The 16559-nt window shown below is 49.7% G+C and carries 8 protein-coding genes; 1 reads left to right on the top strand and 7 read right to left on the bottom strand.

What is annotated here, in order from left to right:
- Positions 1-5: 5 nt before the first annotated feature.
- From AB8S08_RS02900 to AB8S08_RS02880, 5 genes are all read right to left on the bottom strand, one after another.
- Positions 6-3011: a TonB-dependent receptor plug domain-containing protein gene (locus AB8S08_RS02900; RefSeq protein WP_369743498.1), complete on the bottom strand. Its 3006-nt coding sequence runs from the start codon at positions 3009-3011 to the stop codon at positions 6-8.
- Between the two features lie 300 nt (positions 3012-3311).
- A complete protein-coding gene (locus AB8S08_RS02895; protein ID WP_369743496.1) occupies positions 3312-3953 on the bottom strand; it encodes an exonuclease domain-containing protein in 642 nt (213 codons plus the stop codon).
- On the bottom strand, positions 3953-6049 hold the full coding sequence (locus AB8S08_RS02890; RefSeq protein ID WP_369743494.1) for a DUF294 nucleotidyltransferase-like domain-containing protein: 2097 nt from the start codon (positions 6047-6049) through the stop codon (positions 3953-3955). The genes AB8S08_RS02895 and AB8S08_RS02890 overlap by 1 nt, the downstream gene beginning before the upstream one ends.
- A gap of 62 nt (positions 6050-6111) precedes the next feature.
- On the bottom strand, positions 6112-7827 hold the full coding sequence (locus tag AB8S08_RS02885; RefSeq protein ID WP_110076074.1) for a sodium:solute symporter family protein: 1716 nt from the start codon (positions 7825-7827) through the stop codon (positions 6112-6114).
- An 11-nt stretch (positions 7828-7838) separates the two neighbouring features.
- Positions 7839-8105 carry a DUF4212 domain-containing protein gene (locus tag AB8S08_RS02880; RefSeq protein ID WP_110076073.1) on the bottom strand — a complete coding sequence of 89 codons (267 nt, stop codon included), beginning with the start codon at positions 8103-8105 and terminating at the stop codon, positions 7839-7841.
- Positions 8106-8366: 261 nt separating this feature from the next.
- Between AB8S08_RS02880 and AB8S08_RS02875 the strand changes: the two genes are divergently transcribed.
- Positions 8367-11819: a PAS-domain containing protein gene (locus AB8S08_RS02875; RefSeq protein WP_369744177.1), complete on the top strand. Its 3453-nt coding sequence runs from the start codon at positions 8367-8369 to the stop codon at positions 11817-11819.
- A 34-nt stretch (positions 11820-11853) separates the two neighbouring features.
- On the opposite strand, the gene AB8S08_RS02870 is transcribed toward AB8S08_RS02875, so the two are convergent.
- Both AB8S08_RS02870 and AB8S08_RS02865 read right to left on the bottom strand, forming a co-directional pair.
- A complete protein-coding gene (locus AB8S08_RS02870) occupies positions 11854-12306 on the bottom strand; it encodes a hypothetical protein (RefSeq protein ID WP_369743492.1) in 453 nt (150 codons plus the stop codon).
- Positions 12307-12407: 101 nt separating this feature from the next.
- Positions 12408-16355, bottom strand: coding sequence for a S8 family serine peptidase (locus tag AB8S08_RS02865; RefSeq protein WP_369743491.1), 3948 nt, complete (start codon positions 16353-16355; stop codon positions 12408-12410).
- Between the last annotated feature and the right edge of the window lie 204 nt (positions 16356-16559).

Below are 16559 nucleotides of genomic sequence, written 5' to 3'. Positions count from 1 at the left end.
ACCAATTAGAACTGGTAAGAGATGTTGAAGAACGCGCGACGACCTAAGTAGTCCATTTGCGATGCGAACAATGGAGTGTTACCTACCACTGCAGCTGCTGCTGGGCTCACTGAAGGCGGTTGCTTGTCGAACAAGTTACCGATACCGAAAGTTACGTCAATGTTGTCATTGAACGTAGTGTTCGCAGAGATTGAGTGCAACACATACGTTGGGATGTGTGCTACGAAGCGAACGTCTTCACCACGTAGAGTGGTAGAGTCGGTGCCGTAGTATGAATAGTCTTCAGTACGGTCATAGTAAGCCATGTTCCAGTTGAAGCTCCACTCATCACGAGTCAAGGTAGTGTTTAACGTACCGATAGACTTCGGATTACCGATCCAACCTAGTGAATCTTCTGGAGTATCAGTTACGAACTGCTGGAATGAACGCTCAACTTGGTGCGTATGGTCTAACTTCACGCGTAAGTCACCAAAATCAAATGAATCTTGATAAGTTACTACGAAGTCGAAACCACGAACCGTTTGTTGTGCAGTGTTCAAGTAACCACCACGAACTTCTTGAATTGACCAGTCGCCATCAGCAGTACCGTCTTTACGGTCGATCTGATTACAGAATGGCTCGTTAGCGAAGTCAGTAGAGGTGTAACACTGGTTCAATACTGCTGCACCTGAAACGCTTGAGATCTGGTTGCTGATTACTACGTCGTAGTAGTCAACAGACGCTGCGAAAGTACCTTCAGCGCTTTCGTAAACTAAACCAATACCTTCAGACACTGAAGTTTCAGCTTGTAGTACGCCTGCACCACCACCAGTTATGGTAGTAAATGACGAGCTACCAGTACCTACGGTGTCAGTATAACTTTCTGGGATACCTGCTGCCGCACAGTTCTCACGAACTAATGGGTTGGTTGCGTTTACGTAGTCCAAACATGGATCGTTGGTTTGCCCCAAGAAGCCTGTTTGACCTTCTAAGTACAATTCAAACAATGCTGGTGCACGGAATGAAGTACCACGTGAAGCACGTACACGGAAACCTTCACCGATAGACCAGTTAGCGCTTAGTTTATAAGTAGTGTCATCACCGTACGCATCAACGTCAGTCCAACGACCAGAAGCCGTTAAATCTAAGCTCTCAACGAATGGTAAGTCACGTAATACTGGTACTTGGAACTCAGCATAAACAGCTTTGGTAGTTGCTTTACCAGCAGTGATACCAGCGCTTGATAAGCCCCATGAGTTACCGTTACGAGTGTTCTCACCAGGTACGTCGTTGATTTCGTCACGCTGCCAGTAGATACCCGCTGCAGTTGACAAAGCACCTGCTGGTAAATCGAACAAGTCACCAGTGATGTAAGCATCAAGAGTGTCTTGCTTGTAGGTAGTCTTACCTTTGTCGTAACCAAATAGGAAGTCACGAGCTGCTTGGCTTGGGTTACCGTACATGTTTTGTGGATCGAACCAGTCGTAGTCGTGACAAGCTTTACCAGAAATTGGAGTTACTTCGCCGTTACAAGTTGCACCGGTGAACAACAATTCTTGTGACAACAACATAGAGTCACGCAAGATGATATCTTGTGCGTAAGTACCGCTGTTGTGTGAACGCTGATAAGAAACATCCCAGTTCCAGAAGCCGATAGCGCCTTCTAAACCTACTACTGCACGAGAGTAGTCGATGGTTGTTTTGTTACCGTAGTGATTAGTGTAATGCACTGGCATCACGAAACCATCACCGTCAAAGCCGTCAACAGCATTGATTGAGATGTAACCGTAGTCTGCAGTCCAGAACTGACGAGCACTTTCAGACTTGGTAGTACGACGGCTGTGCAATAATTCACCATAAGCTGAGATGGTGTCAGTTAGGTCGTAGTCACCTTGTAAGAATACTGAAGAAACGGTAGTTTCAGGAACCATCGTTTGTTGTAAACGGAACGGGTGACCGCCACCGTCCAACAAGCCGTCAGATTCAGCATCGTAACCAGCCCAGTACCAACCGTCTGGCGCAGCACGCAAGAACGGGTTAACGCCTTCAACACCGATGCTACGTGGATCAGCAGGGTTGTAGTATGGGTTAATGGTAGTCGGATCAGCTACATCGTAGCCACCGTAGTTGTACTGGAAGCGACCAGCACTAGTGTTTGCTGGCAAGCCAACACCTGAATAGGCGTGGAATAAACCAAAGCCTGATTCGTTACAGTGGTATTCACCAGTACGCGGATCGATTGGGTCAGCGCGCTCACCAGTTACGATGTTCGAGAACAAGTAACGAGTTGAACAGTCGAAGTAATCACGATCTGCACGAATCAAACCAGTGTTTACGTTGTGGTCAGCAACCACACGCCATGAACCACGGTCAAAAGAGTCACCGTAAGTAGCGTTTAAACGATAAGTTTCGCCGCCACCTTCAAAAGGAGCTAAGCCAGAGAAGTTAACTTCGCCGCCTTCACCTTTTTTGGTGATGATGTTGATTACACCAGCAACCGCGTCAGAACCATACAAAGATGATGCGCCATCTTTCAAGATTTCAACACGCTCGATGATGCTGATTGGTAATGCGTTCATATCAAACGCAGATACGGTACCACGAGTACCCGCAGGTCCTGCACGGCGGCCGTTCAATAGTACCAAGGTACGGCTAGCACCTAAACCACGCATTGAGATTGACTCAGCACCTGAACCACCGTTAGTTACATAACCAACAGAGTATGCAGAGATCAACTGGTCAGAACCAGAGGCAACCGTTGACGTACGCAACAATTCACCTAGGGTGTTCAAACCTTGATCGGTAGCAATTTCAGTAGTGATGATCTCAACCGGAGTTGGGCTATCCAAACCGTCAGTACGGATACGAGAACCGGTTACTTGAATTTTTTCGGCAGCTTTCGCTTGTTCGCCGTCTTCGCTTTCATTGCTTTGGTCTTGCGCCATAGCCGGTGCGCCAGCTAATAGTGCAGAACCAAACCCTGCCATCATGATGGCGCGGATAGAATTTGACAAAAATGACTGCTTAGCCATGTAAGTCTCCCTGATTTTTTTATTGTTGATTTGGCTGATACGGAACTTTTGTAAAAGTTATTAGTCGTAAGCCTTAATAGTGGCTTCCAGTGAGAGATGCATCTGCGCATGTCTCCTGAGTTCCGTTGCTAATACAACCACAGTTAGATGCTTTTTACAATAGTTTTGCAACAAGGTTTTTACCTGTTTTTTTGCACAGACTTGTAAACTTTTCGATAATTTGTTTTTAAGATAAATCTGAAATTCACAGCTGAGAGGTCTACTCGGTTGCGCTGAAGAGCGTCCAACGGCCCTACAAAATCAACTGCGCGGTAACCTAACTGCTTGAGCGCCAGCGTATTTATACAGCTGGGCCAGCATCAATTCACCACAAGCAATGGCGTCGCTGAGCGCATGATGGGCATCGTATTGCGGTAAGCCATAACGGCTGCGACAAGCACTCAAGGTTAAGCTACCTCGCTGAATATGATGTTGAGAATTCTTTAATCTTTGGCCCTCAAAGGTCAAGGTATCAAATCGTAGCAATGGTTTAAACCGCACTTGATGCGCTTTCCCCGCTTGTTTTAAAAAAGCCCAATCCAGTTGCACATGATGGCAGACCAAAACCGCGCCATCGAGCACCTGTTGTAGCTCGTGGAGCACCTCAGCCAAGGGCGTTACTTGTTGTAAGTCGCGGCTCACTAAACCATGTACCACCGGCGACTGATTCAGCTCGGTTTGTGCCGTTGCCACGGTGTAATAACGGGCACTTTGGTAATCAAGCAAAGGTGGCGTGAGCTCCACCCAAGCCACCGCAATAATGTTATCGTGGCGCGCATCTAAACCACTGGTTTCGAGATCTAGCGCCACATAGCGCTGCGCTGTCCACGGCTGAGCTAAAGCCTGCCGCCGCTGCCACCAAGCCGCGATACGGTTACGCCAACCTGAAGAATGAGCCGCCATCAACCAATCCGTCCAAACTTCAAGCCGACCCCTTGCTGGCACTCTTTAATAATTCGAAAGGCGGTCTTTAATTGGCGTCGCGTTAAGGTACTGAGCTCATCAGGGTCTAACGCGTTTTTAGGCTGGTCACTGCCCCACGTCTGCAATTGGTGCTGTAGCCGTAATTCAGTTAAAAATTGCCAAGCTTCGGCCAACGACTGGTTATCTTTATTATTGAGCAATTTACTACCTTTCAACGCCTCTAATCGGGCCAAGGTTTGCGGCACCATAATTCCCGCTTGCAAGGAATAAATGCGCACAATATCGTTAATCAAAGCGATGCCGTAGCGCTTGATATTGATCAGATCCGAGTCTTTACCACTCTCCGTACCACGAAACCTATTAAACAAGCCTAACGGTACCTGCACACTCACTTGTAAACGTGCCAAATTACCTAAGAAAAAGTCCTTTTGGGCCAGCCGTGCAACTTGCTCACGATAGCGTTGATATAGCCGTTTATTGCCGTAAACTAGCCGCGAATCGAAGAAGATTTGGCAATACATCAACGCCTTCGGCGTCGGGCTTTCCGTCCAGCTTTTAAAGCGCTCCAGCCAGCCATCCAAGGTGCGTCGACAATCCACATTCGAGGCCATAATATCGCCCGGACACAGCGGAATACCGCATTCATGCAAACCGCCACTCACGTATTCGCCCAACCCTTTAAACCAATCCAACTGATTGTCGTTAAGCCCGTTACCCAGCAATAAACCATTATCTTGATCCGAACTCAGCACCTGGTCTTCACGCCCTTGCGAGCCAAACGCTATCCAGCAATAGGGCCCCGGCGCAACCCCATGTTCTTGTTCATACAAACTGATTAATTTACGCGTCATACTATCGGTTAACGACGCCAGCAGCCGTCCCACCATGGTGGTGTCATGCACGCGCGCAGCAAACGTCTGCATGTAGGCCGGAATATGCGCCGCCTCCGCCACTAGCTGCGCTTTACTCGCCGCTTTGTTCAGCGCACTGATCAGCATGATAGGTTCACTGCGCTGCTGCCGCATCAAATCGGTATTGGTAATCATCCCAATCGGCTGGTCAGCGTCATTAAGTACCGGCAAATGGTGGATATTTTCTTGCGTCATAATCGCCAACGCATCCATCAGGGTCTGGCGCCCATACACAGTCGCTGGGGCTTGGGTCATCACCGCATTCACCTGTAAATCATAGGCCAATCCTTGCGCTACCACCCGATTGCGCAAATCACGGTCGGTCAAAATTCCGCACAACTTCACCGCCGCAGCTTCGCTATCTGCAGGGCTATTCACCGCAGTTGCGTTTACCACAGTGTCGTTTACCACAGTCCCCTTTACCACAGCCCCCTCTGCCGCCGCATTTTCTGCCACAGGTCCTTCTACTACCAATACCGAGGAGACTTTTTCGTCGCGCATGCGCTCGGCCGCTTCTTTAATGGTGGTATGGATAGATAACATCACCGGCGCTCGCACTATCACTTCGGCCACGGGCAATTGCAACGCATCATAACTGGCCACCGGCTCCTGCTTGGGCCCACTTGCAGCCAGCCCCAGCTCAGTCACACCAGCCGCGCCAGTATCTACCGCGCTCCCTTGACGGCTGCCGTTACTGTTAGCTGTACCTGTCAGGTTGCCGCGCCGCGTGACATCGCCTTCACGCCGCGCTGTTTCTGAGAGCAAGCGCTGCTCATGCGCCCGGATAAAATATTGCTCGAACGCCCGCACATGCTGGCGTAGCTGGTCAAACACTGCGGCGGTAATAATGTAAATAATGCCGTCTTCAATCACCTGCAGCTTGTTCACCACCGCCCGCCCACTTAGCAAGCTCGGAAAACCAAACAAATCATGGGACTCAAGTCGCTCAATCAAATGCCCATCTGGCGCCAGCAAATCAAAACCGCCTGAACGTACAATATAAAGCGCTGGGCTATGTTGTTTAAACAGCCCATCCACATTATGTTCGTTCACATAAGCAGCTTTAATTTGCCCCGCCACCCACTGGCGCTGGTCACCATTGAGTTCATCAAAAGGCGGACAATCCAGTAAAAATCGTTGTACTTCTAACAGCTCCGGTTGCATAAGAACCTCACTTTCCAATCAGAAAAAAGCCCGGCAGTGCCGGGCTTTGCAGTAGCTCATCATTAATGACTAGAGGCAGCGCCCGAGCCTTTCGGATACCGAATCGACTCAACCAAGTCTTGGGTATCCTGCGGCGCATCGCCGGTCAGCTTGTGCACCACGTACGACACAATAAAGTTCAGTATCATACCGATAGTACCAATGCCTTCTGGCGAAATGCCGAACAACCAGTTGTCTGCAGTATTGGCAGCCGGGTTTACAAACTTGAAGTAAATAATATACGCCAAGGTAAAGACCACACCCACTAACATACCAGCAATAGCACCTGTGCTGTTCATGCGCTTATAGAAAATACCTAAAATAATGGCCGGGAAGAAACTCGCTGCGGCTAAGCCGAACGCGAAGGCGACCACCTGCGCCACAAAGCCGGGCGGATTAATCCCGAACCAAGTAGACAGAGCAATAGCTACAGCGGCAGCAATCCGCGCCCACAGTAACTCTTGCTTATCGGTAATATTCGGCGTTAGCGTACGTTTCAACAAATCGTGCGACACCGACGTAGAGATAACCAACAACAAACCGGCTGAGGTTGATAACGCAGCCGCAACACCACCGGCTGCAACCAACGCCACTACCCAAGCTGGTAAATCAGCAATCTCAGGGTTTGCCAATACCATGATATCGCGGTCAACGGTCATTTCGTTGCGCTCATCACCAGCATAGAACATTTTGCCGTCGTTGTTTTTATCTTCCCACTTAATCAAACCGGTTTGTTCCCAGTTTTTCACCCAATCTGGAGCCGCATCATATTCCACGCCAGCCATATCCGGACCGTTAACGGTGTTGATCAAGTTCACTTTGGCAAAACCAGCAATCGATGGTGCAGTTAAATAAACAACAGAGATAAAGACCAATGCCCAGCCCGCTGAACGACGCGCATCACGTACTTTAGGTACGGTGAAGAAACGTACAATTACGTGTGGTAAACCAGCAGTACCTACCATCAAGGCACAGGTAATCGCAAACACGTCGATCTTAGACTTCAAGCCAGAGGTGTAAGCTGCTAAGCCCAGCTCTTCTGACAAGCCATCCAAGCGCGCTAACAAGTATTGCCCCTCACCTGATACACCATCAGCAATAGTCGCACCAAAACCGGTTTGCGGCAAAATGTGCCCCGTCATTTGGAACGAGATAAAGATAGCTGGCACCAAGTATGCAAAGGCTAATACGCAGTATTGCGCTACCTGAGTATAAGTAATACCTTTCATGCCACCTAACACGGTGTAGAAGAATACAATCACTGCGCCGATGTAAACACCGGTAGCAATTTCAACCTCTAAGAAGCGCGAGAACACCACGCCTACACCACGCATTTGTCCGGCAATGTATGTAAAGCTGATTAAGATTGCACAAATAACCGCAATAGTACGCGCTGTTTGCGAGTAATAACGGTCACCAATGAAATCTGGCACAGTAAACTTACCAAACTTACGCAGATAAGGTGCCAAACACAGTGCTAATAACACATAGCCACCGGTCCAACCCATCAAGTACACGCTGCCATCATAACCAGCAAACGCGATAATACCTGCCATTGAAATAAATGACGCCGCCGACATCCAATCCGCAGCAGTTGCCATACCATTCATCACTGGATGGACGCCACCGCTCGCAACATAGAAATCAGAGGTAGAACCGGCACGAGACCAAATCGCAATCGCGATATATAAAGCAAAGGTCGCACCAACGATAATAAACGTGAGAGTTTGAATATCCATGGATGGGCCCCTTAGTCTTCGTGAACTTCGTATTTGTTATCAAGGGCCGCCATTCGTTTTACGTAAATAAAAATCAGAATGACGAAAGAAATAATCGACCCTTGCTGAGCAAACCAAAAGCCCAGTTTAAAGCCGAAAAAGGTAAATTGATTAAGCCAATCCACCAGGATAATGCCAAAGCCATAGGAAACGATAAACCAGACCGCCAGTAGCTTAAGCACCAGACTGATATTATCGCGCCAGTAGGCTTTTGCGAGTTCTTCGCTTTTGAAAGCCATACGTCCTCCAGGTTGTTCTAGTTGTGTTTGTTATTGTGATTTGTTCACTATGCAATCTAGACGCCTAATGGCAATGTAGGAAATACGACATTGGTCGTAAGGTTGAAAAAGCAAAGACGCTGTTGGCTATTAGATATTGGCCAACGGCGCCCTTGCCCCCCAATATCCAATATCCAATAGCTAATTGCGCCCTTGCCTTTCCACACCACAGTACCTAATATCGAGCAACAGGAAATCTACAACGACAAAAATAAAACAGCCATGACCCTACTGCTGATACTTGCCTCACTAGCTTATATTGCCTTACTTTTTGCGGTGGCCCATTGGGGCGACAAATCCAACTCGTTGGCCAACCGCATCAGTTATAAGCCCATCATTTACAGTATGAGCTTGGCCATCTACTGCACCAGTTGGACCTATTACGGTGCGGTGGGTAACGCCGCGACCGACGGGTGGGCCTATATTCCGATTTTGCTGGGGCCGTTTTTACTCTTTATTTTTGCCTTGCCGTTGCTGCAAAAACTGGTCAGTGTTTCCAAACAACAGAACATCACCTCGATTGCTGACTTTATTGCGAGCCGCTACGGCAAACGGCAACGATTGGCGCTGTTCGTGACACTTATCGCCGCGTTAGCGACCATTCCGTACATTGCCTTGCAGCTCAAAGCGGTCGGTTTAACCTTTGTGGTGCTTACTGAAAACACCTCAGCCTTTACTGAATTTTCCATCAACGAGTTGATTGCCGCGGCGATTATGGCAGTGTTTGCCATGCTATTTGGTACTCGCCATATTGAGGTCACTGAATATCGTAACGGCATGATTTTAGCCATTGCCTTTGAGTCTGCGGTAAAGCTATTAGCGCTGTTGGCGGCGGCAGTATTTGCCTACGTTTTATTTAACGACGCCTCGCCCGTTAGCATGTGGCAACAGCTGGCCAATCCCAGTAGCAAAGCCTGGAGTTGGGAAGCTCTAACAGAATTCGACTTTATCGTGCAGACTTTTATGGCGGCAGGGGTCATTCTCTGTTTGCCGCGCCAGTTTCATGTGGCAGTGGTTGATAACGTGGATGTAAACCATCTAAAAACCGCGCGCTGGGGTTTTCCGTTGTACTTGGTGCTGATTGCGCTTGCCATTGTGCCCATTGCCCTTGGCGGCCAATTATTCTTCGGTACCGGCGTGGACGGTGATACCTACGCCTTACGCTTACCGCTCCTACATGATCAAACCTGGCTCGCGGTATTTATCTTTATCGGTGGCTTTTCAGCCGCTACAGCGATGGTGATTATTGCCTCGGTAACCCTCAGCACCATGGTCACCAACGATGTTATCATGCCGATTATTCTGCAGCGCCAACAGCGCTTCCCTACCGGCTTTCAAAACCGCCTGCTGTTTATTCGCCGCGTTGCTATTGCCATTATCTTGCTACTCAGCTACCTCTGTTATGCCTTCTGGGCCGCCAACACCGGCCTAGTGAGTATCGGCTTGTTAGCTTTCTCGGTGGTCTTACAGTTATTGCCAGCGGTGCTTGGCGGCCTCTACTGGCGTCGTGGCCACGCCCGCGGCGTCTATGTTGGCTTAGGTGCGGGCTTGCTAGCTTGGCTGTTTGCCGTGGCACTGCCCATGTACCTGCCTCACGACGGCAGTGATACCAGCATCATCACTCACGGCACCGTCATCAGTATGGCCATCAATACCCTTTGCTACGTGGTGTTCTCCATGCTGGCCCGGGCGCGCTTGGTGGATCGTATTCAAGCGACCGCCTTTGTGAAGCCGCGTAGTCATTTACAAGAACACACCATAGGTCGTCATCACCAAGCCACTAACGCCGATATGGTGTTGTTGCTGACCACCTTTGTGGGCGAAGATCGCTGTCATCAATTGCTGACGTTCTTTGCTGAAAGTAAAGGCGGCGTTGCCATGACTGCGGCCAACCGCGATGATGTGGCCTCGCGTGAGCTAATTGATTACGTTGAGCGGGCGCTAACTGGGGTACTCGGTGCCGCAACCGCGCGTTCACTGGTAGAAGCGGCCCTGCGCGACCGCCGCTTGCACTTAGAAGAGGTGGTGCACTTTTTTGACGACACCACCCAAGCCCTTCAAACCCAACAGTCTATTCTCTTCAGTAGCTTAGAGAATTTAGCTCAAGGCATTTCGGTAGTCGATGCCGAGCTGCGTTTAGTGGCTTGGAACAAGCGTTATCTTGATTTGTTTGAATACCCCGAGGGCATGGTCAAGCCCGGCCAGCCTATCGCCACGCTGATTCGTTACAACGCCGAGCGCGGCGAATGTGGACCGGGTGAAATCGATGAGTTGGTCACCAAACGCCTGAACTACATGCAAATGGGCTCGCCGCATCGATTTATTCGACGCCGCGGTGATGGCCGAGTGATTGAGATGGTTGGCAACCCGCTACCTAACGGTGGCTTTGTAACTTCGTTTACCGACATCACTGAACACGTCGAAACAGCTCAAGCACTCGAAGAAGCTAATATCGATTTAGAGCAGCGCATTAACGTGCGCCAGCGAAAAATTCGGGAAATCAACAATGAGCTCACCGAAGAAATCGAACGCCGTCGTAAAGTTGAAGTCGAGCTAAAACAGGCCAAACAGGACGCCGAAGAAGCCAACGCCTCAAAAACCCGCTTCTTGGCGCTCGCCAGCCATGACATTTTACAGCCGCTGAACGCCGCCCGCTTGTATCTAAGTGCCATGGATGAGCACAGTATGAATGCTAACAATCGGCAGCTGGCAGGTAAGCTGGATACCGCGCTTGCCTCTACGGAACACCTGCTCAGCACCTTATTACAAATAGCTAAAATGGACCAAGGCGCATTACAACCGCAGTTCAGACATTGCGCCCTGCAAGATATTTTGGCGCCGCTGATTAACGAATATGCGGTATTAGCCGAACAACGCGGTATTAAACTTCGTAGCCGTCTACAAGATGCGGTGGTTTACACAGACCCCACTTACTTGCGTCGTATCGTCCAAAACTTTTTATCCAACGCGGTTAAATACAACCGCGATAACGGCCGCGTGCTGTTAGGCGTGCGTAAGCGCGGTGAGCACCTAGTTATTGCCGTATGGGATACCGGGCTGGGCATCACCGCCCAGCAGCGCCATCGTATCTTTGATGCTTTTTATCGGGGCTCCAACACCCGCGTTGAAGGCGTGGGTTTGGGCTTAAGTGTCGCCAAGCGCATGAGTGAGCAATTACGCTGCGAACTCACCTTGGTTACCCACGAAGGCAAAGGCAGTTGTTTCTCGGTGACCGTACCTATGGGCAGTGCTGCCCAAGTCTACGAACGCCCGATGGTCGCCAGCGCTGATACGCCCAACTCCAATTTGCTGCTGATATGCGTAGACGACGACCAAGAAAACCTCTCGGCCATGCGTGCGCTGCTAGAAAAATGGGGGTGTACCGTAGAAACCTTTAACAGTAGTGCCACGGTCATGGAGTACGCGGCTACCCATCCACGCCCTGATGGTTTGTTACTTGATTATCAGCTGGGAGATGATGACTATGATGGCTTACGTCTGGCGAAGGCTTTACGGCAGCACTGGGGCGACAATGTAGCCGCGGCATTAGTTACCGCCATGGGCGATGACAGCGTGCGCAAACAAGCCCGTGAGAGTGGCTTACATTTCTTAGCGAAGCCCGTTAAACCTGCGGCACTGAAAGCACTGCTCAAACACATCGAACGCCATCGGTAACAAAATAAGGGCGGCCCAGGCCGCCCTTAGCTGTTTAGCGGTCTACCGATTGAACCACCTTACAAATACCACCCTCAAGCATCACGCCTGGCTTAGGCAGCATCTCACAGGTACTCATCTCGCCCGTTTGCGCAATCTGTTGTACTCGTAACTCCGTGTACTCATTGGCGAGTGCTTGCAGCTTAGCCCCATCAGAACTCGCGGTTGAATACACCATATAGAATTCTGGACCACCGCAGGCACGCTTACCCACCGCCAATAACTGGCACTGATCAAAACGCTCTGCACGCGCTATCCCAACTTCTTCACGAATGGCTCTATCTAGCGTGGTTAAACGCTCACTCAAGCTCTGCTCTTGCACACTAGCTGGCTCACCAGCCGCATCCGGCATCGCACTATCCAGTTGCACCGTGTCATCGGCACAACCCACCAGCGTCAGGCTAGCAGCTACTAGCATTGCAATTACACTTAAACGTGACATTCCCATGATGTTATTCTCCTGAGTATAAGCAACATTAGCTTAACCTCTACTCTAAAAAAAACGGCGATAGAAAGCTATCGCCGTTTCAATCTTTACACTCGAGTCACTTAGCTAGTGCGACGACGAGCCCATACCAAAGGTAATGCTAACAGGGTTAGCCACCAGCCAAAGGCACTGCTGCTCTTCGGTGGTACAATTTTAACCGAGGTAGGACGTACTACCGAGCCTGCACCGTCACTCACAGTTACTTGCAATTGCAAGGTTTGCTCAGTTTCTACGTACGGCGCAGTAAAGGTGACTGAACTACCGGTTGCGCTACCTAAGGTTACCGCAGGGCCGCTAATCACTTCCCATTGATAAGTCAGGCTATCGCCATCCGCATCAGATGCAGAGACCGACAAGGTGATCTCATCACCTTCCGCTTTCGGGTCAGTTACCCCAGTCACAGTAGCTGTTGGGTTGGTGTTAGTCACCGCAACGGTCACAGTTCCTGCATCAGATACCGCACCAGACTCGTCCACTGCACGATAAGTAAAGCTATCGTCGCCAACAAAGCCTGCCGCTGGGGTGTAGGTTGCGGTCATGCCGTCTAGCTCAACCGTACCATTCGCTGGCTGGTCAACAATTTCAACTGTTAACGCGCCATCTGGGCTGATAGTTACAGGAACCATGTCTGTTACTTCGCCTTCGTCGGTGCTCGCAGCAAGCATAGCTACGACCTCACGGCTTGGCGTACCTACCGCTTCGGTTAAGTCAACAGTGATAGCACGGCTGTGCAGACCACTAGCTTCGCCAGCGCCAACTGCACCAAAGTTAGACACGCTGAAGTCAAAGCTTGCGCTTACTTCTGCGGCTTCACCCGGTACTAGATTAGCTTGTACTAACCAACCGTCTTGCGGCATGCTGCCAGCTAAATCACCGCCAATATCCGTACCACCGACATAGATAAAGCCACCACCGGTGCCATCCATGGTTTCAACACCACCTGCTAACGCAGCAGCTGGAGCCTGAGCATTCACGTCCACGTAGTTAAACATCACGTCGGCTGAATCATCTAACGCTACCCAAGCACTAAAGGTATAGGTTGAACCAGGTTCGTCATATTCAGACACGTTCACCCATTCCATCACCAAATAAGGTGCACCCGCATTAACCACAGCGATACGCATTTCACCGCCGACGTTAACATTTTGATTCACCACCATATCCGCCCAGAATGGTGCTAAGACACCGTTTGGAGCAGTTGGATCAGGAATAAACGACAACTGATAAGTAGAATCAACGCGAGACTCACCAATTTCAATGATACCGTTCGACCACATCACGATGTTGTTATACTCAACGCCATCGAATACGTAGCTAAAGTCGCCTAACGGAATATTGACGCGAGTTTCATCACAGCCAGGCGCTTCGTTACAGAAGGTTTGATAACTTGTAACACCTAATTGATCCAAGGTTGCACCGGCAATACCGCCGCCTAACAAGGCCAGATCTAACTCAGCAGGAGCATTGGTTTGTACCCCAGTCCACGTATAGGTATTAGTCTCAGTATTTAAGCCTTTTTCGCTAGCTACTGAACCTACTTCCGTTTCTACCAACGTAGCTTCATCAATGGTCACGCCTTCTACTGGCAACTGCGCCGACAAAGTCACATTAGCCCCTTCAAGGGTACCTAAACGACCGGTCATGCTGAAGTTCAGTGGCGTATTGGTGGTTCCGGTATCAGCGTCACCGATAGAGCCACCGATTGAACCTACCGGTGCCATTTCTTCAGCAAACACCGCGATTGGCACATTTACTGGAGCATAGTCACCGGCATTGTGAGTTAGCGTTAAAGTACCGAACTGCCAGCCACCAGCACTTGCTGAAATATCGATTTCTACGCCTAATTCAGCAGCACCGCCGCCAGCAATAGTCACAGTTTCAGGGAAAGTTGCAGTCACTGCGCTGTCGTTGAAGCTAGCGCTTACATTCCACACAGTTTCTTCGCCCACCAAACTGGTGATTTGGCGAGTGAACGAACACACATCTTCACAGAAGTTATTGGCAATACTCGCTGTATCTAGCGCTACTGCTACACGAGTGGCATTCAGTACATCAATACGACCACCACCAATATCAAACGGATCCGCTGCAGTTTGCGTGTCTTCTTTGGTCACCGCACGAACACCTGACGTCATCAGTACCGATTTTACCTGCGCCGGCGTTAGCTCTGGATTATTAGCTAACAACAAGGCCGCAGCACCAGCCACGTGTGGGCTCGCCATTGAAGTACCGCTCAGCAGGTTAAACTCGCCACCTGGCAATGATGACAGGATGCTTGAACCTGGTGCTGCCAAATCAGGCTTCAACACGTTCGAGTCACCGTTCGGACCACGGCTACTAAAGCCTGATACCGCATCTACGTTAGCTGGCACAACCCAAGCTTCAAACGGATTCAAGCTCACCGTTAAGCCCGGCTCGTACAAAGTCTCTAACTGCTCACCAATAGCTTGAGTGATAGACACGGCCGGCAAGGTGGCATCAGCCATATTCATCGAAATGGTACCGGCAGCATTGTTATACACAATCATACCTACTGCACCTGCGGCTTGTACGCTCGCGGCTTTCTCAGCAAAGCTACACTCGCCTCGCGGTACCATGGCAATCGCACCTTCAAGCGAACCTGCTTCATAAGGTGCACAAGCCAACAAGTTGGTTTCGCTGATTTGCGATACTGGTAACCATTCACCGGTTACGGGCTCATCTAAGGTATACTCATTATCGTAGTTACCTGGTAACGCTGTGATCGGATAAAAACCTTCCAATTCAATGTTGTTACCAAACTGACGGCCATGCTGGGTGCTAGCTACGCTGATGGTATCTTCCACACAACCTGGGCAACCAATAGTGTTCGGGCCAGGGCCATCATTACCAGCAGCAGTAACGGTAACTACGCCCATTTCTTGCAGGCTAGTCATGATAGTGCGATACGCACTGTTGGCAGGGTTGCCACCAGCACCACCACCCCATGAGTTATTGATAACATCAGCGCCATCGGCTGCAGCATCTTCAAGGGCTGCGGCAAGGCTTAATGACGAACCAGAACCCACGCCATCTAACGTGGTAAACAAGGCTTTGTAAGCCATGATGTTAGCGCCCGGCGCTATACCGGTGACGTTTACCGCTAAGCCATTCAGGTTAATACTTAACGGGTTACCAGCAGCAGTACCGGCAACGTGGCTACCGTGGCCATCGGTATCTTGCGGTGAATCTAAGATTTCATCTTCGCTGATATCTTCTGGATCAAAGGGATCATAAACCCGCGCCAAAACAACTTTGTCGTTACAGAAAGTAGGATCGGTTACTGCACAATAATCGTCAGTAGGTAGACCTTCTGGACGACTATGCCCGTTATCGGCAAAAATCGGATGCGAACTATCAATACCGCTATCAATAATTGCAATATTGATACCTTCACCGGCGCGGTCCTGGCCACCTAACATGCCCCACACATCATCCGCATTAATCAATGCTGGTGATACGTCAGTTTTTAAGCGCATCTCAGTATCACGATGCACAGCTTTCACGCCCGGCATGCCACGTAACTGGGCCGCTAAATCGCCACCAGCATAATCTACGATCATACCGTTTAAGGTAACGGTCAGGTTTTTCTTCGCTTTCAGCCCTGGCGCGCGAGCACTCATTTGGCTTAGCATTTGGTTTTGACGCTGCACCAAATAGCTTTGATAATCTTGTACTGGCTTGGTCTTCATGCTCAGTGTAGCAGCGCCGGTTGCCACTGCTGAAGTTGCTGCAAAGCCAGCAACGCCGCCTTTATAGGTCGCTACTGGAGCATCTTCAAACTCAATCAAATAACGCGTGCTAGCGCGTTTGTTCTGGCTGGAAATAATGCTTGTTTGGCGTGCACGTTTTTCAACTTTCAGCGCTTCTTCGTGCGGCTGAAGGTCGACTGCTAACGATTGCACGTCCTGTGCGGTCGCCACGCCCAAGCCCGTTGCTGTTGCTACTGCTAACGCAATTGCAGACCAGCGGGTATGGAGAGTTCTGCTCATGTTATCTACCTTGTTTTTGTAATAAGAAAGCGGACTTTATTGAAAAAGTCACAAGATAGAAATTAACACAATTAATTCACATTTGAACAAATATAAATTTGTAATTGTAAGTATTTGTAACCGTACTGACACATGTCATAGCCACACTCTTGTACGAGCTGCTGCTAACTTATTCAGTTTGCATAAAAAAACGGCACCCGCTAA

Origin of the sequence: Pseudidiomarina sp. PP-1MA (assembly GCF_041200125.1) — a bacterium.
GTDB lineage: Bacteria > Pseudomonadota > Gammaproteobacteria > Enterobacterales > Alteromonadaceae > Pseudidiomarina > Pseudidiomarina fusca.
Note: the sequence above shows the minus strand (reverse complement) of the source record. Positions and strands in the feature narration are given on the sequence as shown.

Coding starts and splice junctions, on each gene's coding strand:
- AB8S08_RS02865 (WP_369743491.1), bottom strand. CDS start 16,355: ATGAGCAGAACTCTCCATACCCGCTGGTCTGCAATTGCGTTAGCAGTA.
- AB8S08_RS02880 (WP_110076073.1), bottom strand. CDS start 8,105: ATGGCTTTCAAAAGCGAAGAACTCGCAAAAGCCTACTGGCGCGATAAT.
- AB8S08_RS02890 (WP_369743494.1), bottom strand. CDS start 6,049: ATGCAACCGGAGCTGTTAGAAGTACAACGATTTTTACTGGATTGTCCG.
- AB8S08_RS02895 (WP_369743496.1), bottom strand. CDS start 3,953: ATGGCGGCTCATTCTTCAGGTTGGCGTAACCGTATCGCGGCTTGGTGG.
- AB8S08_RS02870 (WP_369743492.1), bottom strand. CDS start 12,306: ATGGGAATGTCACGTTTAAGTGTAATTGCAATGCTAGTAGCTGCTAGC.
- AB8S08_RS02885 (WP_110076074.1), bottom strand. CDS start 7,827: ATGGATATTCAAACTCTCACGTTTATTATCGTTGGTGCGACCTTTGCT.
- AB8S08_RS02900 (WP_369743498.1), bottom strand. CDS start 3,011: ATGGCTAAGCAGTCATTTTTGTCAAATTCTATCCGCGCCATCATGATG.
- AB8S08_RS02875 (WP_369744177.1), top strand. CDS start 8,367: ATGACCCTACTGCTGATACTTGCCTCACTAGCTTATATTGCCTTACTT.